16 protein-coding genes are annotated in these 19,817 nt (G+C 71.8%); 7 read left to right on the forward strand and 9 right to left on the reverse strand.

The features are described 5' to 3' along the window. Positions 1-49 precede the first annotated feature (49 nt). Positions 50-760, forward strand: coding sequence for a winged helix-turn-helix transcriptional regulator (locus tag AWX74_RS13375; RefSeq protein WP_091275997.1), 711 nt, complete (start codon positions 50-52; stop codon positions 758-760). Here AWX74_RS13375 and AWX74_RS13380 read toward each other — a convergent pair. The 6 genes from AWX74_RS13380 to AWX74_RS13405 form a co-directional block, all read right to left on the reverse strand. Then, positions 739-2,691, reverse strand: a complete 1,953-nt coding sequence (locus tag AWX74_RS13380) for an MDR family MFS transporter (RefSeq protein ID WP_091276000.1) — start codon at positions 2,689-2,691, stop codon at positions 739-741. The two genes, AWX74_RS13375 and AWX74_RS13380, sit on opposite strands and share 22 nt — an antisense overlap. Further along, the gene (locus tag AWX74_RS13385) at positions 2,688-3,314 is read right to left on the reverse strand and encodes a MarR family winged helix-turn-helix transcriptional regulator (RefSeq protein WP_091276004.1); all 627 of its coding nucleotides are present in this window, start codon (positions 3,312-3,314) and stop codon (positions 2,688-2,690) included. Before AWX74_RS13385 ends, AWX74_RS13380 begins: the two co-directional genes overlap by 4 nt. 130 nt (positions 3,315-3,444) lie before the next feature. Next, the gene (locus tag AWX74_RS13390; RefSeq protein ID WP_091276007.1) at positions 3,445-5,181 is read right to left on the reverse strand and encodes a DMT family transporter; all 1,737 of its coding nucleotides are present in this window, start codon (positions 5,179-5,181) and stop codon (positions 3,445-3,447) included. A gap of 345 nt (positions 5,182-5,526) precedes the next feature. Further along, on the reverse strand, positions 5,527-6,522 hold the full coding sequence (locus AWX74_RS39980; protein ID WP_165615599.1) for a hypothetical protein: 996 nt from the start codon (positions 6,520-6,522) through the stop codon (positions 5,527-5,529). Positions 6,523-6,570: 48 nt separating this feature from the next. After that, positions 6,571-8,256, reverse strand: coding sequence for a VWA domain-containing protein (locus tag AWX74_RS13400; RefSeq protein ID WP_165615600.1), 1,686 nt, complete (start codon positions 8,254-8,256; stop codon positions 6,571-6,573). 11 nt (positions 8,257-8,267) lie between these two features. Then, positions 8,268-9,389, reverse strand: a complete 1,122-nt coding sequence (locus AWX74_RS13405) for a hypothetical protein (protein WP_397311300.1) — start codon at positions 9,387-9,389, stop codon at positions 8,268-8,270. 313 nt (positions 9,390-9,702) lie between these two features. Between AWX74_RS13405 and AWX74_RS13410 the strand changes: the two genes are divergently transcribed. After that, on the forward strand, positions 9,703-10,854 hold the full coding sequence (locus tag AWX74_RS13410; protein ID WP_242666214.1) for a glycerophosphodiester phosphodiesterase: 1,152 nt from the start codon (positions 9,703-9,705) through the stop codon (positions 10,852-10,854). Positions 10,855-10,982: 128 nt separating this feature from the next. On the opposite strand, the gene AWX74_RS13415 is transcribed toward AWX74_RS13410, so the two are convergent. Then, positions 10,983-12,434: an NAD(P)/FAD-dependent oxidoreductase gene (locus tag AWX74_RS13415; RefSeq protein WP_091276016.1), complete on the reverse strand. Its 1,452-nt coding sequence runs from the start codon at positions 12,432-12,434 to the stop codon at positions 10,983-10,985. A gap of 354 nt (positions 12,435-12,788) precedes the next feature. Between AWX74_RS13415 and AWX74_RS38930 the strand changes: the two genes are divergently transcribed. Both AWX74_RS38930 and AWX74_RS13425 read left to right on the forward strand, forming a co-directional pair. Further along, positions 12,789-12,980, forward strand: a complete 192-nt coding sequence (locus tag AWX74_RS38930; protein WP_076828136.1) for a keywimysin-related RiPP — start codon at positions 12,789-12,791, stop codon at positions 12,978-12,980. 232 nt (positions 12,981-13,212) lie between these two features. Next, positions 13,213-14,775 carry an FAD-dependent monooxygenase gene (locus AWX74_RS13425; RefSeq protein ID WP_341271972.1) on the forward strand — a complete coding sequence of 521 codons (1,563 nt, stop codon included), beginning with the start codon at positions 13,213-13,215 and terminating at the stop codon, positions 14,773-14,775. On the opposite strand, the gene AWX74_RS13430 is transcribed toward AWX74_RS13425, so the two are convergent. Then, positions 14,723-15,967, reverse strand: coding sequence for a hypothetical protein (locus AWX74_RS13430; RefSeq protein ID WP_091276024.1), 1,245 nt, complete (start codon positions 15,965-15,967; stop codon positions 14,723-14,725). The two genes, AWX74_RS13425 and AWX74_RS13430, sit on opposite strands and share 53 nt — an antisense overlap. A 176-nt stretch (positions 15,968-16,143) precedes the next feature. Between AWX74_RS13430 and AWX74_RS13435 the strand changes: the two genes are divergently transcribed. The 3 genes from AWX74_RS13435 (at position 16,144) to AWX74_RS13445 (ending at position 18,857) form a co-directional block, all read left to right on the forward strand. After that, complete coding sequence (locus AWX74_RS13435) at positions 16,144-16,854, forward strand: response regulator (RefSeq protein ID WP_091276028.1); 711 nt, start codon at positions 16,144-16,146, stop codon at positions 16,852-16,854. A gap of 159 nt (positions 16,855-17,013) precedes the next feature. Next, on the forward strand, positions 17,014-17,919 hold the full coding sequence (locus tag AWX74_RS13440; protein WP_091276032.1) for an LLM class F420-dependent oxidoreductase: 906 nt from the start codon (positions 17,014-17,016) through the stop codon (positions 17,917-17,919). A 50-nt stretch (positions 17,920-17,969) separates the two neighbouring features. After that, the gene (locus tag AWX74_RS13445) at positions 17,970-18,857 is read left to right on the forward strand and encodes an SDR family NAD(P)-dependent oxidoreductase (protein ID WP_091276036.1); all 888 of its coding nucleotides are present in this window, start codon (positions 17,970-17,972) and stop codon (positions 18,855-18,857) included. A gap of 136 nt (positions 18,858-18,993) precedes the next feature. On the opposite strand, the gene AWX74_RS13450 is transcribed toward AWX74_RS13445, so the two are convergent. Continuing rightward, the gene (locus tag AWX74_RS13450) at positions 18,994-19,599 is read right to left on the reverse strand and encodes a YybH family protein (RefSeq protein ID WP_091276039.1); all 606 of its coding nucleotides are present in this window, start codon (positions 19,597-19,599) and stop codon (positions 18,994-18,996) included. Positions 19,600-19,817: the final 218 nt, after the last annotated feature.

The following is a 19,817-nucleotide window of genomic DNA, read 5'->3' on the forward strand; positions in this document are numbered from 1 at the left end:
AACTGGATCGACGTCCCCGTAGACGTCGTTGTAATGGGACCATCCGAGTATGACTGGCCACGTTGAGTACTGCCCGATCGCGGTCGGAGTGGAGATCCTTGGTGACCGGTGGACGCCGCTGGTCATCCGTGAACTGAGCGTTGGTGCGACCGGATTCAACGAGATTGCCCGTGGCCTGCCCAGACTGAGCCGGACCCTGCTGTCCCAGCGGCTGCGCATGCTGGAGCGCCGCGGGCTGGTGTGGAAGGAACCGGCGCCGCGGGGTCAGCAGGTGCGGTACTCGCTGACCGCCTCGGGCGCGGCGTTGTCGTCCGTGGTGTGGTCCCTTGGTCAGTGGGCGGCCGAGTGGACGTTCGGCGATCCCACGGACGAGGAATGCGACGGGCTGACGCTCATGTGGCGGTTGCACCAGTGCGCGAACCCCGGGGCGCTGCCAGCCGAACGGACCGTGGTGCACCTGGTGCTCACCGGCCCCGGCGCGGCCCAGGGCTGGTTGGACATCGCCGACGGCGGGGTCACCGTGTGCCAGGAGGAGCCCGCGCGTGAGCCCGACCTCGTGATCGAGGCGCCGACCTCGGCCATGCTCCGGTGGCTGATGAGTGTCGCCACCTTCCGGGAGCTGCGGATGAGCGGGCAGGTGCGGCTGACCGGTCCGGCCGGTCTCGTCCGCCAGTTCCCGGACTGGTTCATCACGTCGATGTTCGCGGAGAGCCTGGGACGGGCGAGGCGGCGCCAGGATCAGGAAGCCGTCCCGGCCTGAGCCTGAGACCCGGTCCGGGCGTGGTCCGGGGCCTCGGCCTCGACCTCGTCCTGGGGTTCAGCCTCGTCCTGGGTTTCCGCCTCGACCTGGGTTTCCGCCTCGACCTGGGCGCCGGCCGGGGCGGGGTCGGTGGCGCTGACAGTGGCGTCGTCGGTGGCCGCCTCCAGCGGGTTGCCGGCGGCCGGCTCGGGGATCATGATCTCCACGCCGGCGGTGTCGGGGGCGGTGACGGGGGTGGCCGGAGTTGCCGCGTCGGCGGTAGCGGCATCGGCTCGGGCGGCCTCCAGGCCCGACATGGTGCGCAGCGGTACCTCGGGCAGGAACAGCGCGAGCAGCACGCCGATCACCACGGTCGCGGCGCCGACCAGGAAGACCAGGTCCATCGCGTCGGAGAAGCCGACCATGAACGGGTGCGCGATGGCCTTCTCGATGTGCTGGAGGAAGCCGGAGTCGTCCAGTGAGCCGCTCGACGTCACCTGGCGAAGCTGGTCGGGGTGCGCGGTGGCCGCCGCGCCGAACGCGGTGGTGCCGGCGGCGGCCTGGTAGGCGTCGGTGATCCGCTCGGGCGCCGCGCCGAACAGGATCGACAGGAACACCGCGGTGCCCAGCGTTCCGCCGATCTGCCGGAAGAAGGTGGCCGACGAGGTCGCGACGCCGATGTCACGCGGGGCGACGCTGTTCTGCATCGCCACGACGAGGGTCTGCATGGTCTGGCCCAGCCCGAGGCCGAACAGCAGCATGGCGAGCTCCGTCCGCCACAGCGGCGTGTCCGCGCCGACGAACGACAGCAGGCCGAGTGCGGCGACCATGCACGAGAAGCCGACGAGCGGGTAGACGCGGTAGCGGCCGGTCCTCGCGATCAGGCGCCCGGAGGTCATCGACGCGATCATGACGCCGGCCATCATGGGCAGCAGCAGCAGGCCGGCTTCGGTGGGGGACGCCCCCTTGACGATCTGCAGGTAGAGCGGGACGACGGCGAGCCCGCCGAACATGCCGATACCGACGATGATCGAGAGCACCGTGCCGACGGAGAACGTCCGGCCGCCGAACAGCCGCAGGGGGATCAGCGCGTCGTCACCCATGTACCGCTCGGCGACGACGAACCCGGCCAGGCCGATGGCGCCGATCACATAGCAGGTTACGGAGACGGCCGAGCCCCAGCCCCATTCCCGGCCCCGTTCGGCGACGAGCAGGAGGGGCACGACCGCCGCGATGATCGCGACGGTGCCCCACCAGTCGATGCGGGTGCTGCCCCGCTTCCCGCCCCCGCGCAGGACCCGGTTGACGACGACCAGCGCGATCAGGCCGATCGGGACGTTGATCCAGAAGATCCAGCGCCAGCCGGCCAGCCCGGCCACGCTGTCCTGACCGGCCAGGAACCCGCCGATGACCGGTCCGGCGACGCTGGACGTCGCGAACGTCGCCATGAAGTACGCCATGTACTTCGGGCGCTGCTGCGGCGACAGGATGTCGGCCATGATCGACATCGCGAGCGAGAACAGGCCGCCGGCCCCGAGCCCCTGCAGGGCGCGGAACCCGGCCAGCACGTACATGCTCGACGCCATCCCGCACAGAACGGAGCCGACGACGAAGATCGAGATCGCGAGCAGGAACAGCGGCTTGCGGCCGTAGATGTCCGAGAGCTTGCCGTAGAGCGGCGTGGTGATCGTCGAGGTGATGAGGAACGCGGTGGTCACCCAGGCCTGGGCGGACAGGCCGTGCAGGTCGTCGCCGATGCTGCGGATGGCCGTCGAGACCACCGTCTGGTCGAGCGCGGCGAGGAACGTGCCCAGCAGCAGTGCCGTGACGATGGTCATGATCTGTCGATGGGTGAGCGCCCCCGGCGCCGGCGCGGCGGGCCCCCCTGGCCCGTTCGGCCCGCCTGGCGTGGCGGGCACGGCCGAGGTGGAGGTCGCGCCGGCTGAGCTCATGATCGGTCGTCCTGTTCCTGGTCCGGTCTTGGCGAGGCGTCGGTGTCGGTGGCGGGGTCAGTGGCGGGGTCGGCCTGGTGTGGCCTGGCCGACCAGCTGGGCTGGTGGATCTCCATCGCGTCGCCGAAGCGGTGCAACAGGGCGGCGAAGGTGGCGAGGTCCTCGCTGCTCCAGGCAGCGAGCATCTCCTCGTAGCGCTCGTTGCGCACTCTGATGTGGTCCCGGTGGACCTGCCGGCCGGCCTCGGTGACATCCAGAACCACGGCCCGCCCGTCGGCCGGGTCGGCGCGTCGCTCCACGAAACCGTCCCGGACCAGGGCGGCGACCTGCCGGCTGACCGTGGACGGATCCGACTGCACGGCGGCGGCGAGGGCGCCGAGGCGCATCGGGCCACCGGCGGCCAGATACGAGATCAGGATCTGGGCCGCCCACTCCATGTCATCCCGTGCCCGGGCGAGGAACTGGCTGCGGGCGCGGGCGAGCCCGCGGATCAGCCGGGCGACGTCGTCGGCGAGCTGCGCGACCTGGTGCCCGCGGTCCGACGGGGTCTCCTGCGCCGTGGTCCTGATCGCGGGGGCTCGTCCGGTGTTCGCCGTGGGGGCCGCGGCTGTCTTTTCGTCCATGGGGCGGTGCTCTTCCTGTGGTCGACTCGCGGGCCTGAAGCCCGGAGCCAGCAAGTTGGGTGCATCATACAATTAGTCTTCTGTATTGCGTCGACCGAGGTCAGTGCGTGTCCCTGGTAGGGGAGCGGCGTTACGACGCGAGCGAGCGCAGCATCGTCTCCGCCTTCGCCGACAGCACCTCGGCCTGGGCCAGAAGCGCGTCCGCCCGCGCGTCGAGGGCGCGCTGGGACGCCGCCAGCTCGTGATCGCTGATCACGTCCGCATGGTCGCCGCCGTCGCCCTCGCGGTGCCCGTTGGCGCGGTGGTCCGATCCCGTCGGGTGGCCGGGAGTCGGCTGGCCGGGAGTGTGGTCCCTGGCATGTCCGTCCCCGTTGCGTGCCCGCGCGCGGGTCCGTTCGTCGCCGCCGCGCGCCCGCGAGCTGCCGGCCGGTGGCAGCGACGACACCGATCCGGCGGGCACCGGCGTTGGTACCGGACCGGTCCCGGTCCCGGCGCCGGGTGGTGGCACCGGGCCGAGGCCCGCTCCGGTGCCGTGCGGGACGCGGGTGGAGGGGCGGCCGGTCGTCGAGCGTCGGCCGGCCGTCGGGCGTCGGCTGGTCGTCGAGCGTGGGACCTGCCCGTTTGCTCCGTTCCGGGGCGAGGACGTCACCGAACGCAGCGCACCGGCCGCGGTGCCGCCGGCGGTGCTGCCCGGGGCGGTGCCGCCGGCGATGCGCGTGTCGGCGGCGGCCGTGGTCCCGGGGGCACGGCGACCGGCGCCGATACCGACACTGGCCGCCCGCATCGTGTTGATGCGGGCATCGAGGTGGTCCCGGTCGTCGACCAGCCGGGCCAGCTCGCAGTGGATGCGGTCGAGGTCGTGGTGCAGGCGGCGGTACTGGCGACGCTGGGCGCGGTCGGTGCTGGCACGCCGCCCGCGCGCCAGGTCGTCGCGCAGCACCTCCAGGTCGCGGTGCAGCAGATCCTCGAGCCGTGAGAGCTGGCCCTGAGACGTCCGCGCGCGCAGCCGGGACATCTGCCCGGTGACCAGCGGCGAGCTGGCCAGGACGCGGACGCCGACAATCATGCTGGCCAGACCCGCGATCTCACCCACCACCGCGAGCGGGCTGACACGGAGCATGCCACCGAGCAGGAACACGCCGATGGCTACACCGCCGAGGGGCTCCAGCGTCACCGCCGCCGGCAGCGACGCCGGCAGCGGGGCCATCTCGTAGGCGCTCTGCAACAGCAGGCCACTGGTCAGCGCGACCACGACGACCGCGTACAGCTCCCAGGACCCGAAGATCGAACCGACACCGGAGGTCTCCACGCGGCGGCCGACACCGCTCACGAGGGCGCTCTGCAGGGCGGACAGCAGGCCCGCACCGCCGGCCAGCAGGGTGGCACGGCGCGCCGGGTCCAGCCGGCGGGTGCCCAGCACCGCCCAGGTCGCGAGGCCACCGATCGACAGGCCGGTCAGCAGCCAGCCGACGGTGGTCGCGGCCTCCACCTCGCCCTGGTGTGGATCCCCGGCGAACAGGAAGGTGCCCAGCCCCAGCGCCGTGGCGATCGCGGCCGCCCAGTCCCGTCGCGGCACCCGCCGACGGGCCCACACCGCCGCCAGGGGCAGCGCGAAGAGCAACTGGCAGACCTGCAGCGGCGCGACGAACGCGACCGTGGACCGGGCCAGCGCCGCGGCCGCCGCGAACGTCCCGACCGCGGACAGGAGCACACCGGCGTCCCACAGCGGACGTCGTACGAGCCACAGCAGCAGCCGAAGCCGCAGGACGTCCTCGGGAGGTGCGTGGAAGGCGACGCGCTGCTGGATGACCGCGGCGACTCCGAAGCAGACCGCGGAACCCAGGCCCAGCAGGTAGGTCATCAGCATTTGTGGTCACGTCCCGCGCCGATCGGCACTGTCTGTGACCATCCTGCCCGATCACGGATCCGCACCGGCACCGTCCCAGAATGATGCGTCGGGGGGTTGTCGCCACCCGCGCCGTGTTGGTTGAGGCGTGTTTGTGCCGTGATCATCCACGATGTCGGTTCGCGCCTCCTCGCCGGGGTGCGGCAACCCGATGCGCTGACCCGCGCGCCGACCACGGCACGGACCGGTCCGTGGCCCGGTGTGCTGGTGTCGACTGCGGTGGCCATCGACTCGGAGCATGCCCCACGGCGGAGGCCGCCGCCCGGGCGATGCACGCGTGGCGGCACCGGTGGGCCGGGTTCGGGGTCAGCCGGCGGGGCGAACCGGGCCATCCGCGGCCGAACCCGAACCGGGCCCCGAACCCGAACCCGAACCGGGACCCGGAGCTGAACCGTGCCCCGGACCTGAGCGCTCGCCGGCCAGCAGGCGCTCCTGGGCGGCGACGACGCCCGCCAGGCGGCCCGGGTGCGCATCGCCGTTCCGGGTGGCCACGGTGATCGCGCGGACCGCGGACGACAGCAGCGTGACCTGGTCGAGTGCGGCCTGGTGGGGCGTGCGGCCGTCGGTGCGCCGGCCCAGGGTCGCGTAGAGGCGGGGCAGGGCGAGGTACTCGTCGAGCACCCGCGGTAGATGATCGAGAACGACGCGCTCGACGGTTCGGCTCGCGCGGGTGCGGTGCGGGCCGGGCCGACGGTCCGGTTCCGGCAGATCGAGGAAGGCTTCGACAGCGTCCGCGAGAACGCGGACCGCGTAGATCAGGTCCGCTTCGACGGGAACGGCCTGCGCGGACATCGCCGCGATCCGCTCGCCCAGGACCACCCGCAGGTGGGCCGGGTGGGCCGGGTCGCCGGCACCGAGCGGCCCCGCCGGCGACGGGTTCGGTTCGGACGTGGCGTTCCGTTCGGGTGGGGTGTGTGCTCCTGTCGCGGTGTGCATTTCCGGGGCCGTGTGCGTTTCGGGCGCGCTGTGGACCTCTGCGGTGAGCGGTTCTGACGTGGTTAGCGGTTCTGACGTGGCTAGCAGTTCTGATGTGGTGAACGGTTCTTGCGTGGTGAGCGCACCGGGCGCCGGGTGTGTCTCGGACGTGGAATGCGCTTCGGGTGGCGGCTGTGGACGTCCGCGGGTGGGGATCGCCAGGGCGCCGGCGACGTAGAGGGCGGCGGTCGCGAGCGGCCACAGCCCGGCGGGCAGCACGCCGGTGGCGCCGAGCGTGACGCCGCCCAGCGCCGCCACGCAGCCGACGGTGTTGCGGGTCGAGCCGAGCCAGGCCAGTGCCCGCCTACCGAGCCTTTTCCGTCTCACGGGGCGTCGCCGGGGTTGCGGCAGGTTCGAGCCGACGATGGAACAGGCTCACTGATAGCCACGTATTTCCCGAAATGCCTCGGAGAGTGAGGACGTCCGCGCGTCGAACATCGCGCCGCCGGTCCAGTCCGCGATGGTCCGCATCTCGTCGACGCGGGCGTCCCCGAAGACCACGGTGAAGGTCCGCACCGAACGGGCGGCATCCGGCAGGGCCAGATAGGAGGAGTGGAAGGCGTCGGCCGTGGTGCCCTGGTTGTTCTCCCCGTCGGTCATCAACACGATCGAGGTGAGGGGGGCCACGCCGTCGGCCGGGGCGGCCGCGCTGTCCGCGACGTAGCGGTAGGCGGCCTCCAGCGCCGAGTAGATCGCGGTGCCCGAGCCCAGCGTCAGGCCGTCGGCGGCGGCGGAGATGGCGGCGAGGTCGGCCGATCCGGGTTGCGGGTCGTTGACGGTGAACTCCAGGGTGGCGTGCACCGTCCCGCTGAAGGTGATCAGGGTGACCCGCTCACGTTCGCGGAAGCGGGCGAACCGCTGCTCCAGGGTGTCGTCGGTGCCGGTTCCGGAGCCCGTTCCGGTTCCGGCGAGCTCGCGCAGGGTGGAGCGCAGCAGCTCCAGCCGCTCGCCCCGCATGGAGGGGGAGACGTCCAGGACGAAGATCGCGTGGGTGGGGCGGCGGTACTCGTCCTGGTACGCGGCGAGCAGATGGTCGGCGATCTCGCTGGTGGCGGGGAACGGCAGCTGGGCAGGCAGCTCGGGGGCCGGCCAGGGCGCCGGGTCGAGGCGCACACCGGGAGCCGCCGGGCGCCGGTAGGTCGTGGTGGCGATCCGGCGCTGGACGTCGGGTGCGCGCAGCCAGCTGACCAGCCGGTCGTAGGCGCCGCGGTGGGCGGCGTCACCGTGCAGGAGCTGCAGCGGGTAGTCCGCGGTGATGACGCCGTCGCGGGGATAGACGATCGTGAGCGGGTCGTCGCGCAGCGCCCCGGCGTTCAGCGCGAGGATCTCCGACTCGTAGTTGATCATCCCGCCGATCGGGGTCGCCGAGCGGACGAACGCGTCGGTCAGCCATCCGGAGCTTCCGGCGGTGAGCACCTGGCCGGCGAAGAACGACGTCAGCGCGACCGGGTGGATGTCGTCCAGGGTCAGCGCGTCGGACGTGCCGGCGAGCGCGGCGGCGACGCCGACGAGGGCGGAGAACCCCGAGTTGGACGACGACGGGCTGGTCATCGCATAGGTGAACTCGCCCGCGGCGACCTTCCGCGCGACGTCCGCCCAGGTCACCGCCTTGTTGTCGACCCAGCCGAAGCGGCGCGCGAGCTCGCTGCGGACCCCGAGCACCACCGGGGACATCATCGTGGTCGCACGGTCGACGATGGTGCCGCTCCGGTCCGGGGCATCCCCGAGGGCCAGGCGCAGGTAGCGGTCGGAGGCGAGCCAGGCGGCGTCGGCGTCCGTCGTCCCGGCGGTGATGCGGTCAACGGCGTCGAGGGTGCCGGTGTACTCCAGGGTGACCTCGATGCCCGTCTGGCGGCGGAAGTCGTCCAGTAGCCCGTCGAGGTCACGCAGCTCGGAGCCGGCGAGGATGCGCAGCGTGCCGCCGCGAAGGTCGGGATCATCGCCGTCCTTGTCGGCGGAGCCCGAGCAGGCGCCGAGCGCGGCGGCCGCGGTGGTGAGGATGACCATCAGCAGGGCGAGCGTGCCGCGCGGCCGGCGGCGGCTCAGACGGTGCCGGATCATGCGGGGCCGCTTCATCCGGTGCCGGTCCGGTAGGCGTCCGCGATGAGCTCGATCATCAGGTCGGAGATCTCCTGGCTGGGTGGTTCGGCGGTGTTCACCAGCTCGGGCGGCGCCGAGGCCGCGTTCGCGGCGCCCTGCCCGCGCGCCTGCGCGGCGGCTGCCGGGTCACTGGGGCGGAACCCGTGGCGGACGGCCAGCCGGACCAGGTCCGGACTGGTGGAGAGGAGCTTCCCGACCGCGTCACCGGTGTCGGTCAGCGGGACGACGGTGTGCCGGGCGAAGATGGTCGGCTCGGGGTAGAGCAGCAGCATGTCGGGGCGGATCGAGCCGTCGGCGGCCCGGACCCGTTCCAGGAACTGCGCTTCGTAGATCATCACCATCGGCGCCTTCCCCATGCCCATGGCGAGGAACTCGTCGAACGGCTCGGCGGTCGAGTTGTCGAGGTAGCCCTGGCGTTCGAACAGGCCCGCCGCGAACTCGGCCTGCCGCTCGGCGGCGGCGCGGTCGGTGACCACCTCGTCGCCGTTCGCCACGTAGCTGACGAGGGCCAGGTAGAGCGCCGCCGAGTTCGAGGTGCGGACGTCCGTCGAGGCGATCAGCACCGAGCGGTCCGTGGGGTACACGGCGTCGGCTCCCGGCAGGTCGGACCACCGGGTGTGGTCGCGGACCAGCTTCAGGTAGGCGTGCATGTCGAAGGTGGCCACCGGGCCGTCGGTGTGGACCACGCCGGCGCGGGCGAGCAGGTCGGCGATCGGGCGGAAGGTCGCGATCGCCATGGGCGAGTAGAACGGCGAGTACGACCGGGTCAGGCCCCGGGCCTGCTTGATGCGGTCGGCCTGCGGGGTGTTCGCCGGGAACACGAGGTCGTAGGCGTCGAGGTCGGTCCGGGTCGTGATCTCCCGGCTGCCGGCGGTGTCGATGACCAGCCGGTAGCCGGCCCTGGCCAGCACCGAGACCACCTCGGGGTCGGTCAGGAACGACCGCTTCTCCGACCCGACCAGCGCGTGGACGGTCACGAGCTTGTCGTCGCCGGCCGGGCGAAGCCGCGGCACGATCGCGAGCGCGGCGACACCCGCCAGCAGCAGGACCGCCAGCGCGGGTCCGATCACACGGGTCACGCGGGTCAGGCGCACCGCGTGATCGTGATACATCGGGCGAAGCTCTCGATGTCGGCCCCGCGACAGCACGCCGGGTGTTCACCGGAACGTCGCCTGATCATTGCTTTCCGGGCGCCCCGGGTTAGCGCGTTGTCCGTGCGTCGGCATCGGTTAGCGCACTGGACGTCCGCCCGACCACGAAAAGAAACGTCTGATCCGTTCCCCCGTCTTCCCTGATTGCTTCGCTGGGTGGCGCGCCGCCGGCGACGGACGCCGGTGCCGCGTTGGAGGATTTGTGGAGCCTCGCGGGCTGGATGCTGCCGGCACGGACGGGTCCGGCGAGCCGTCGGTGGAACCCCGGCGTGGCGTGGGCCGTCGTGGCCTCATCGCCGGTCTCGCCGCCGCGCCGCTGGTCGTGGCCTCGGCGTCGGCCGCCTCGGCCGGGTCCTCCGGGTCGGGTGGCGGTTCGTCGTCGGGCGGGCAGTCGCCGAGCCGGAACCGGATCCTGGTGATCGGGCACCGCGGTGCGTCGGGCTACCGGCCGGAGCACACGCTGGCCTCCTACGAGCTCGCCGCGCGGATGGGCGCCGACTTCGTCGAGCCCGACCTGGTGCCGACCAAGGACGGTCACCTGGTCTGCCGGCACGAGCCGGAGATCGGCGGCACCACGAACGTCGCGGACCACCCCGAGTTCGCCTCCCGGCGCGTGACGAAGCTGCTGGACGGCGTCTCCGTCACCGGGTGGTTCACCGAGGACTTCACCCTCGCCGAGCTCAAGACGCTGCGCGCGAAGGAGCGCCTGCCAGCGATCCGGCAGGAGAACACGATGTACGACGGGCGCTTCGAGATCCCGACCCTCGCCGAGGTCATCGAGCTGCGCAGGCGCCTGTCCGCGGAGCTGCACCGGGAGATCGGCATCTACCCGGAGACCAAGCACCCGACCTACTTCCAGAAGGCCGGGCTGCCCCTGGAGCAGCGGCTGCTGGACCTGCTCAGCCGCAACGGCCTGAACTCGCGCACCGCGCCGGTGTTCGTCCAGTCCTTCGAGACGACGAACCTGCAGGAGCTGCGCCGCAAGGGGCTGCGGACGAACGCCGTGCAGCTGCTGAGCGCCAGCGGTGCCCCCTACGACCTGGTCGCCGCCGGTGACCCGCGCACCTACGCGGACCTGATCACCCCGGACGGCCTCAAGGCGATCGCGGGTTACGCGGGCGGGATCGGGCCGGAGAAATCCATGGTCATCCCGGTCGTGGACGGGAAGCTCGGCACCCCGACCGCGCTCGTGAAGAACGCGCACGCCGTCGGGCTGCTGCTGCACCCGTACACCTTCCGGGCCGAGAACTCCTTCCTGCCGGCCGAGCTGCGCTCGGGCACCGTCGTGAGCGACTTCGGCCGCGGCATCGACGAGCAGGTGGCCTACCTGAAGGCCGGCATCGACGGGCTGTTCACCGACCAGTCCGACGTCGGTGTGCTGGCCCGCGCCGAGGCCGCCAAGGCCTGATCGGGTTCGCAGGTGTGAGCCGGCGGCGGGGCCGGGACCGGTCCGCCCGCCGGCATCCTGCGCCTGCCACCCGTCATCCCGGCCCGCGGTCCGGCCGACATGCGTCCGGTCAGGCCTGGTACGTCCGGTCAGGCCTGGTACAGCTCGGTCTGCTCGACCTGGGCGATCGTCGCGTGCGGCGGCGGCAGGAAACCGAGCTGCACCGTCCGCGGTTTCATCAGGGCACCGAGGATCCAGTCCGCGGCGACGTAGGCTCGGTTGGTGCCCGCCTTCAGCGCGAGCAGATGGTAGGCGCGGGTGACCACCGCCGCCGGCACGCCCGAAAGGCGCAGGCCCAGCGGGTTGGCGACGGCGTCGGCCCCGCCGAGGTCGACGACGAATCCCAGGTCACGGTGATGGTAGGGGCGCATCGCCCCGTAGCCCAGTGACGCCGCGATGTTGCGGCCCGCCGCCGTGCCCTGCCGCACGGCGTTCTGCGCGGTCTGTCCCGCGGGGACACCGCCCCGGGTCGAGTCGGGTACGGCCGCCGCGTCGCCCAGGGCGAACACTCCGGCGTGGCCCGGCACCCGGAACCGTTCGTCGACGACCAGCCGCCCCCGCACGGTCTCCGCGCCGAACGAGCTCACCAGCGGGTTCGGGGTCACACCCGCGCACCAGACCAGGGTGTGGGTCGGGATGATCTCGCCGCTGGTGAGCGTGACGGAGTCGGGGCGCACCTGCTGGACCGACGTCTTCAGCCGGACCTCCACCCCCCGCTCCCGCAGCACCCGGGACGCCCCGATACCGAGGTGTTCGTCCAGCTCGGGCAGCACCTTCGGGGCGAGGTCGAGCAACAGCCAGCGGACCTGGTCGGACCGCAGCCGCGGGAACTGCGCCAGCGCCTTCATGGTGAACCGCCGCATCTGCGCCGCCAGCTCCGTGCCGGTGTACCCGGCGCCGACGACGACGAAGGTGCAGTGCGCCCGGCGTTCGGCCTCGTGCACGGCCGCGTCGGCGTAGGCCATCTGGCGCAGCACGTGGTCACGAAGGAAGACCGCCTCCGCGAGGTTCTTCATCCCCAGGCCGAACTCGGCCAGGCCGGGGATGTCGAACGTCCGCGTGTGCGCCCCGGGCGCGAGGACCAGCCTGTCCCAGGCCAGGGTGAACGGGACGCCGGCTCGGCTCAGGACGGTGACGTTGCGCGCGGTGGGATCGATCTCGGTCACATGCCCCAGATGCGACACGGTGCGGCGCAACGTCCCGCGGACGGAGACCGCGAGGTGGCGTGGCTCGATGTCGCCGGCGGCCACCTGCGGAAGCAGCGACGTGTAGAGCAGATGATCCACGGGGGAGACGAGCGCGAGGTCCGCGGCGTGGGCCGGCAGCCGCGCCTCCAGGTACTGCAGCACGCCGAGCCCGGCGTAGCCGCTGCCGACCACGATCACCTTGGGCCGTCGCCGTCCGTCCCCGATCAGATCGGCCGACGTCAACGCCCTCGGCCGCAGCACCGGCGCCTCCTTGGGCGGCGCGTTCTCGGGACCGGCGTGGCGCCACTGCTCGGTCCGGCGGACGAGGCGGGCGATGGTCGGCGAGTTCTTCATCTGCGTACTCCTGACCCCGCGGCCACCGCAGCGGCGCCGACGCGGGCATGGCAAGGGCACGGGTCGTGTAGTCCGGCGTACCGCTGCGCGGTCCCTCCCAACCGGGCCGCGGCGGACGTGTGGTGAGCGCATGGTGGCTGAACCGTCACTGAACCGGTGCGGGGCACGATGAAGCTCGGACGGGTGCTCCCATCTGCCTGACGCCGATGGGCCAGGCGGATGGACGGATTGTCCGGCAGATCCGCGCCGGACGAGGCGCGCTCGGACAGCCGGACCAGGCCGGCAGCCGGATCGACTCGGCAGCCGGACCAACAGGAGCCGGACGCACGAGAGCTCGGACGGAAGGGGTAGGTCATGAAGGCCAGGTACGAAGCGCCCGCGATTGCACCTCAGGGCTCGTTCCGGGACGTCACCCGGGGAGTCTTCGTGTTCGTCGGTGGCGGCGGTGGTTGGGGCTGGGGCCGCAGCTGGGGTTGGGGCTGGGGCGGTGGCTGGGGTTGGGGCTGGGGTGGCGGCTGGGGCTGGGGCGGTGGCTGGGGCTGGTGAGCTCCGAATCCGCAACCGTGACCGCCACTCGCCCGAGGAAGTGAGTGAGTCCCGGGGCCACTGAGCCCCGCGGCGGGTCCCAGCCCGGGTAACCCGCTCCTGGTCGTGCAGGTCGGTGGACCTTCCTCCGAGCTGCACGACCCTTGTCGTTCCCGGGGCAGTCGTCGTTCCCGGGGCATCTCGTTCCGGGACAGCTGCGGGAAGTCGTCCACGTCTAGGGCAGGGGGACCGTGTGAGGATCGTCTGTGTGGGTGCGGGGCCGGCCGGGCTTTACTTCGCGATCTCCGCGAAACGCCGCGACGCCGGCCACGAGATCACCGTCATCGACCGGGACCCGCCGGGCGCCACCTACGGCTGGGGGGTCGTCTACTGGGACAACCTGCTCGACGTCCTGTTCCGCAACGACCCGGTGAGCGCGCGGGAGATCCGCGCGGCGTCGACCCTGTGGCAGGAGCAGGACATCAGCCTGGGGCCCGGCCGGGTCGCGCACTTCGCCGGGTACGGGTTCAGCGTGCAGCGCGCGGCCCTGCTCGACATCCTCACCCGGCGGGCGATCGAGCTGGGGATCCGTGTCGAGCATGGCCGTGACGTCAGCGACCTGGCCGACCTGGCGGCGCTGGGCTGGCGCGGTGGAGCTGGCACTCGACCCGGGGACGAGGCGCGTCCCACCCCGGATCTCGTCGTCGGCGCGGACGGTGCGAACAGCCGGGTGCGATCGATGTTCGACGGCCAGTTCGGCACCTCGACGGACGTCGGGGGCAACCAGTACATCTGGCTTGGCACGCGCCGACACTTCGACCGGTTCACGTTCGCGTTCGAACGCACCCCGTCCGGCTGGGTGTGGTTCCACGCCTACCCCTCCGGCGCGGACGTGAGCACCTGCATCGTCGAGTGCTCGCCGAAGACCTGGGAACGGCTCGGTTTCGCCATCTCGTCGGGCCCGGAGATGCTGCGGACCCTGAGCGACATCTTCGCGGTGCCGCTCGGCGGGCACGGCCTGACCGACAACCCGCGCCGGCCGGCACGCTGGCAGCGGTTCACGCAGGTCAGGAACCAGCACTGGTCGGTGGGCAACACGGTGCTCCTCGGCGATGCCGCGCACACGACGCATTTCACCCTCGGCTCGGGCACGACGCTGGCGATGATCGACGGGGTCATGCTCGCGCAGATGCTCCACGAGCACGGCGAGGTCGCCCCGGCGCTCGCGCAGTTCGACCACGAGGGCCACGCGGCCCTCGAACCGCTGCAGGCCAGGGCGCGGACCAGCATGTCCTGGTTCGAACGGGTGGACGCACTGCTCGACCGGGAGGCGGTGGGTGCGACGGGGGCCGACCCGGTCGAGTTCGCGTACGCGATGGCGACCCGCCAGAGCGACCAGCCGCCGTGGAGCTACCAGGCGCATCGGGCGATGCAGGTCCCGGCGCTGCGACGGGCCCGCCGCGTGCTCGACACGTCGTTGCGGTGGTACCTGGCCCGCCGCCGCGGTGAGCCGGCCCGCCTCGCCGCGGGGCCCTTCGGCCCGGCCGCCATCCCTGCCGATTCCGCTACCCGTGCCGACTCCGCTACCCGTGCGGACTCGGCCACCCGTGCGGACTCGGCCGCCCGCGCCGAGGCCCCCGCCGTCACCCGCACGAACACCGACGCGGGGCGTGGTCCCGGGGGCGAGCCGGCGCCGGCCGGGTCAGCGGCCGGCAGCGCTGGCGGGGACGGCGGAAGCGGCGGAAGCCGCGGCTTCGAAAAGGTCAGTCAGCCTGCCAGAACAGGGGGACCTGGCGCCCGCTCTGCGGGGTCGTGAAGCCGACGAGCTGACCCAGCCGGTTGCGGCTGCTGACGACGCCCGACGCCAGCGTCCCCGGACCGCCGATGTCGCGCGCGACCCCGTCGGACCACAGGTAGGGCCGCGCGACGCCGTCCGGGGTGGTGGCCGAGCCGATGACGGCGCCGTCCTCGTTGATCTCGAGGGGCGAGATCGTGTCACCACCAAAACCGGTGAGGTACTGGCGCTGCCCGGCCGTCCACACGTACGCCGACGGCGTGTTCGCCGGGAGCGCCGGGGCCTGGCTGTCCACGCCGGTGCCCGCCGTCCCGTAGTTCTCCACGAGCACCTGGCCGCGGTCGTTCAGGCCGATCGCCGCGCTGTCGCCGAAGCCGGGTGCCACGCCGAGATCGATGATCTGCCCGTCCGCCCAGAGAACCGCGTGACCGTGCCCGTCGGGGGTGTCGCTCATGCCGACGACCTGGCCGCGGTTGTTGATCGCGATCGGGTAGCTGTACTGCCCGCCGAGGGTGCCGAGGTCACGCAGGCCCCCGGGCGCGGAGAGGAAGGCGTGCTGATCGCCGGTCGCCGTGGCGCTGACCCCGGCGACCTGGCCGCGGTCGTTGATCAGGTCCGCGCTGCTCCACGTGCCGCCCAGGGTGCCCAGGTCCGTCGCCACGCCGTCGTACCAGACCGTCGCCCGGGTGTTCGGGCCCGGTATCTCCGACCCCGCCAGGTCCGAGCCGCTCACACCGATCGCGGTCCCGTCCGGGGCCAGGGCGCTGACCGTGCTGAACCGGCCGGGGCCGGGCGAGGTCGGTGCCAGGGTGGTGAGCTGCCCGTTCGCCCACAGGAAGCCCCGGCTGGGCGCGTCCGACGGGAACTGGTTTCCCGCGACCTGGCCGGCGTCGTTGACGGTGACGGGCAGGCTGTCCGGGATCACGACGGGCACCCGGTCGCGCCAGACGACGCCCTGCGGGCTCCCGTTGTCGGCCCAGGCGAGCCCGACGATCAGGCCGTCGTTGTTCACCACGCTGGCGTTGCCGGCGGAGAGTCCGGCGGGCAGCGCCAGCGCCACCAGCTCGAAATGGTCCCCGAAGTAGCTCGCGCCCGGATCGGCCCGCGCCACGGCGAGCGGATCGAGCGCGCTGAGGGAACAGAACGCGGCGAGCACGCCGAACCCCGTCGTCCGCAGGCGCGTGCGCGCCCGCGCTCTTGCCGTGACCTCCACCAGATCCTCCCCGAATATGGATGACTACTATCAGTAGTTTTTCTCGGATGGTAGGCGGTGCCGGGACCAGCGCCGTTCAGTGCCGTCCAGCGCCGCCTGTCAGATGGGTGACGGCCGCCGGCCGGGCCGCCAACCTGGCATGCTGTGGCGAACTGGCACGTGACGGGAGCTGATGGATGGGCGACGGGTCCGAGCCGCGGGCGCGGGTTCGGGTGCTGTTCGTGGACGACGAGCCGCAACTGCTGCGGGCCATGCGGATCACGTTGCGTGCCAAGGGGTACGACGTCCGCACGGCCGTCGGCGGCGAGGACGCTCTCGGTGAGGCCGCGGCCCATCCGCCGGACATCATCGTTCTCGACCTCGGCCTGCCGGACCTGGACGGTCTCGACGTGATCCGCGGCCTGCGCAGCTGGACCAGGGTGCCGATCATCGTCCTGTCCGGCCGGACGTCCGGGCCGGAGAAGATCGCGGCCCTGGACGCCGGGGCCGACGACTACATCACCAAGCCGTTCTCCGTCGAGGAACTGCTTGCCCGCATGCGAGCCGTGGCGCGGCGCGCCTCGACGAGCGACGCCGGGCCGGCGGTGGACGTCGGCCACTACCGGGTCGACCTCGCGGCCAGGTCCGTCACCGCCCGGGAGGACGGAGTGCCGCCGGTGCACCTGACGCCGACCGAATGGCGGCTGCTCGAGGCGCTGGTACGCGACGCGGGCAAGCTCGTCAGCAGCCGCGCGCTCGTCAGCGGGGTCTGGGGCCCGACCTACTCCGACGACACGTCGTCGCTGCGGCTCTACATCAACCGGCTGCGTCGCAAACTCGAGCCGGATCCGACGCGCCCCCGCCATCTGACCACCGAGCCGGGCATGGGCTACCGCTTCCAGCCCTGATCACGGGCGCTCCACCAGCAGATTCGGCCCGGAAGAGCCGCTGCGGGAGAGGTACCCCAGCTGGATTTCTGACTGTCGTGTCTACCTTCTGGTAGACAGGTTTGAGACACCGGCCCAGGTCCGGCCCGCGCGGGACGCATGAACAGGGTGACGACAACGATGCGCTTCATCTTTCATTACCCGGAGACGTCAGGTACCGACGGCGACATGCTCGATCCCGGGCCGCTGCGGGACGTCGCCCAGGCCGCCGAGCGAGCCGGCTTCGACGCGCTCTCCCTCACCGAGCACCCGGTTCCCGGTGCCCGCTGGCTGGAGAACGGCGGCCACCAGAGCCTCGACCCGTTCGTCGGCCTCGGCTATGTCGCCGCCGCGACCGAACGGCTGCGGCTGCTCACCCACCTGTCGGTCGCGCCCTACCGCAATCCGTTCCTGCTCGCCAAGGCCGCGGCCACCGTCGACAAGATCTCCGACGGCCGTTTCACCCTGGGTATCGGTGCCGGGTACCAGAAGTCCGAGTTCTACGCCCTCGGCGTGAACTTCGAGGAGCGCAACGCGCTGTTCGACGAAATCCTGGACGTCCTGCCGCTGCACTGGAAGGGCGAGCCGTTCAGCTACCAGGGCCTGCATTTCGACGCCCGCAACGTCATCGCCCGCCCGCGGCCGGTCCAGGACCCGATTCCGGTCTGGATCGGCGGGAACTCGAAGCTGAGCCGGCGTCGCGTCGCGGCCCGCGCCCAGGGCTGGATGGCGATGTCCGGTGGGCCGGAGCTGTCGACGACCGCCCGGACGGTGTCCATCGGCTCCCTCGACAACCTCGCCGGCATGATCCGCGAGATACGCGACACCGCCGCGGCGAACGGCCGGACCGACCTGATCGACGTCTCGTACTCCTACTCCGGGGTGCCGTCCGAAACCAGCGTCACCGCCGAGGCCGACCGGCACCGCGAGGCCCTCGCCGAGATCGAGAAGGCCGGCGTGACCTGGGTCGTGATCTCCTCCCACACCCGGTCGGCGGCCGAGACCATCAGCTTCATCGAGACCTTCGGCGAGACCCTGATCCCCTGAACCACCCGGCAGGTGTCGAGATCCAGAATCCGAACGGAGGCGAACCCGGCGTGGGCTGGTTCGAGGAACGCAGTGGTCTGGCGGGCAGTGTCGCCGTCATCAGCGGTGGGGCGGGCGGCCTCGGCGGTGCCATCACCGCCGACCTGGCCGCCAACGGGGTGCGGGTAGCGGTGCTGGACATCGACCCGGCCGGGGTCGAGGCCCTGCGCGACTCCCTCGCCGCCCAGGGCGCCGACGCGATCGTCCACCATGGCGACTCCCGCGACCCCGCCGAGCTCGACAGGCTGTTCGCCGCCGTCGACGAGACCTGGGGCCGGGTGGACACCCTGGTCAACGTCGTCGGCGGCACGTTCCGCGCCCCGTTCGTCGAGACCCGGGCCAAGGGCTGGGACGCCCTGCTGCGGCTGAACCTCATGCACGTCCTGCACGCCTGCTCGCTGGCCGTCCCTCGGATGCAGGCCGGCGGTCGCGGTGGCAGCATCGTGAACCTGACGACCATCGAGGCGCACCGTGCCGCCCCGGGTTTCGCGGTCTACTCGGCGGCGAAGGCGGCCGTCGAGCAGTTCGGCCGCACCCTCGCCGTGGAGGTCGCCCCGGACGGCATCCGGGTCAACAACGTCGCCCCGGACTTCACCCCGACCCCGAACATGCGCCGGATGGTCGGCGGCGACGGCGCCTACTCAACACCCACCGGCCTGCAGGTGGGCATCCCGATGGGCCGCGCCGGCGTGCCGACCGACGTCTCCGGGTGCGTCGTGTTCCTCGCCTCGGGCCTGTCGTCCTACCTCACCGGCACGACCCTGCACCCCGACGGCGGCACCTACGCCTCCTCCGGCTGGCTGAACTGGCCCGGCACCGGCTGGGCGAACCACGCCCCGTCCCCGGTCCTGGCCTCCCTGCAACAGCCCGCCACCGCCCCCACCGATCCGGCCCCATAGGTTCGCGATCCGTAGTCAGCCGGTCGTGGCCGACGGCGCCGAAGCCGACGGCCACGGGATCGCGCCCAGAGGACGCGTCCGAAAACACAGCACCATCCGTACACGGTCGGAAGGTTGGGCCAGCGTCCTCAGCCTGTCAGTGGTTCTTGAGCGGCGCCATCGGATCGACCTCGGCCCGGCCGCCGTAGGTCCACTGCACCCGCTGTTCCTCGGGGGGGAGCGGATTGAGGGGACCGTTGAGGTCGGCCAGCGTGGTGGCGAACGCGCTGTCACCGGTCGTCTTGTAGATCTTCCATCCGCCGTCGGTCCTGCGAAGGTAGTTGACCCGTCGCGAGAGACTAAGCATCGGCGCAGCCCCGCGGGACTGGAAGATCCCGAGCTGGTTCGAGTACTGCACCGCGGTATCGCCGTGGACCTCGATGCGCTGGTCGAGGCTGGTCTGGAACACGTACGGCAGCGGACCGGCGTCGCCGAAGTAGAAGTCCCAGTACTTGGTGTACTCCTCGCGACCCTTCGGGCCCTTCCCTGATTCATGCAGGGCCTGGATCTCGATCGTCGCGTCATCGGTGAGAACTTCCAGGGCTTCCATACGTCCCGCCTGGATGCCATTGAACCCACCTGTACATGCATGGTGCCAGCGGCGGAACACCTCGTTGATCTCCCGCACGTCCTCAAGCTCCCGCAGCCGAGCCTCGAGGTCCGCGATCCGCTTCTCATAGCCTTCGACGCTGGACTCGGACATGCCAAAACCTCCCTGTCGACCTTCCAAAGGCCGAACATGAACAACCGAGTGTTTCTCGAAATGCAACAATGCATCTGGCAGCTGTTGGAGCAGGATGCCCGCACAAAGCCGCAGGGATCGCCTATTGGTTGCGCCGAAGACAGGACATTTCCGGGAACATGAAATCGAGCGTTCTCGTGTCGTTCGGCCACATTGAACAAGGTCGATGGGGTCGGAGC

It is taken from the genome of Parafrankia irregularis, assembly GCF_001536285.1.
In the GTDB taxonomy this organism is placed as follows: Bacteria; Actinomycetota; Actinomycetes; order Frankiales; family Frankiaceae; genus Parafrankia; species Parafrankia irregularis.

Bases quoted from the DNA above. Each gene is read 5' to 3' on its own strand.
- AWX74_RS13375 (WP_091275997.1), top strand. From the start codon at position 50: ATGACTGGCCACGTTGAGTACTGCCCGATCGCGGTCGGAGTGGAGATC.
- AWX74_RS13380 (WP_091276000.1), bottom strand. From the start codon at position 2,691: ATGAGCTCAGCCGGCGCGACCTCCACCTCGGCCGTGCCCGCCACGCCA.
- AWX74_RS13385 (WP_091276004.1), bottom strand. From the start codon at position 3,314: ATGGACGAAAAGACAGCCGCGGCCCCCACGGCGAACACCGGACGAGCC.
- AWX74_RS13390 (WP_091276007.1), bottom strand. From the start codon at position 5,181: ATGCTGATGACCTACCTGCTGGGCCTGGGTTCCGCGGTCTGCTTCGGA.
- AWX74_RS13400 (WP_165615600.1), bottom strand. From the start codon at position 8,256: ATGATCCGGCACCGTCTGAGCCGCCGCCGGCCGCGCGGCACGCTCGCC.
- AWX74_RS13415 (WP_091276016.1), bottom strand. From the start codon at position 12,434: ATGAAGAACTCGCCGACCATCGCCCGCCTCGTCCGCCGGACCGAGCAG.
- AWX74_RS38930 (WP_076828136.1), top strand. From the start codon at position 12,789: ATGAAGGCCAGGTACGAAGCGCCCGCGATTGCACCTCAGGGCTCGTTC.
- AWX74_RS13435 (WP_091276028.1), top strand. From the start codon at position 16,144: ATGGGCGACGGGTCCGAGCCGCGGGCGCGGGTTCGGGTGCTGTTCGTG.
- AWX74_RS13440 (WP_091276032.1), top strand. From the start codon at position 17,014: ATGCGCTTCATCTTTCATTACCCGGAGACGTCAGGTACCGACGGCGAC.
- AWX74_RS13450 (WP_091276039.1), bottom strand. From the start codon at position 19,599: ATGTCCGAGTCCAGCGTCGAAGGCTATGAGAAGCGGATCGCGGACCTC.